At 81.6% G+C, this 1193-nt stretch carries 1 pseudogene; it reads right to left on the bottom strand.

Annotated elements, in window-relative coordinates:
* Positions 1-1193, bottom strand: a pseudogene (locus ACFU6K_RS39370) (serine protease); the annotation flags it as partial.

Here is a 1193-nt window from a genome sequence, read left to right as displayed (position 1 = left end):
CGAACGGCCGCCGGACGGCCGCGCCGCGGGCCGCCAGCGCGGCGCCGATCAGCACCCGCAGCCCCAGCCGGTCGGCCGGGGCGGCGGCGGTGGTACGCGCCAGCCGGCGGCCGAGGTAGTCGACGGCGACCGGGCCGGCCAGCCCCGGGTTCCCGCGCAGCAGCCCGGCGGCCAGCTCGGCGCCCCGCCGCACGGCCGCCGGGGCGGTGGCGTCGGCGAGCACCCGCAGCGTCTCGGCGGGGGCCGCGCCGGGGGCGGCCGACCGGTCGGCGAACGCGGCCAGGACGGGTTCCGGGTCGCTCTCCAGGGCCGGGGCGAGCGCCCGCGGGGTGAGGAAGGCGTCGCCACCGGCCCGCAGCCGGGCGAGCGCGGCCGGCAGGTGCTCGGCCCGGGTCGCCGGATCGCCGACCAGCAGCGCCAGCGCGGCCCCGTGCAGACCGGGCTCGTCCTCGCGGGCGAGCAGGGTCAGCGCGGTGTACCGCAGCAGCTCGACCCCGGCCCCGGAGGCGTACGGGGCGGTCCGCAGCGCGTGCACGGCCGCCGCGACGTGCCGTTCGGGCCGCCGGTCGTGGCTCCAGCGGTCCACCGCGCGGCAGAGCGCGGACGGCTCCTCGGCGGCGAGCACGGTGAGCAGCGCGTCCGCCCGCGGGTGCGCGGCGGCGGCCAGCGCGTCGGCCAACTCGTCCAGGGCGAGCCGCCGGTGGGCGTACAGCAGGTCGTGGGCGAGGTCGGCGACGGTGCGCCCCGGGCGGCCCGGCAGGCCGCGCGGGTCCTCGAACCAGGCGCAGAGCAGCGGGAACACCCCGACCGGGTCGGCGCGCAGCCGCTCGGCCACCACGGCGAGGAAGCGCTGCCCGGGGCCGTCGGCGGCCACCAGGCTGCGCAGCAGGGCGAGTTCGGCCTCGACGGGCAGGCCGAGGCCGGTCCAGAAGGCCGGCCCGAAACGGCCGAGCCCGGCCGCCGGGAGCGCCGCCGCGCCCGTCTCGCCCGCCCGTTCGGCGATCCGGGCCGCCATCTGGTCGAGCAGCGCCCGGTGTTCGGCCGGGTCCGGGCCGGCGACCAGGCCCTCGGCGAGCAACCGGGCCGCCCACCACGCGGGTTCGCTGCCCGGCGGGCGCAGGTCCAGGGCGCGCCAGATCCGGTGCAGCCACGGGTCCAGGGCGCCGACGCCCCAGGTCTCGGCCACCCGTCCG

It is taken from the genome of Kitasatospora sp. NPDC057512, from assembly GCF_042802135.1.
GTDB lineage: Bacteria > Actinomycetota > Actinomycetes > Streptomycetales > Streptomycetaceae > Kitasatospora.
The sequence above is the reverse complement of the archived record's forward strand: the minus strand, read 5'-3'. Positions and strand labels throughout refer to the sequence as shown.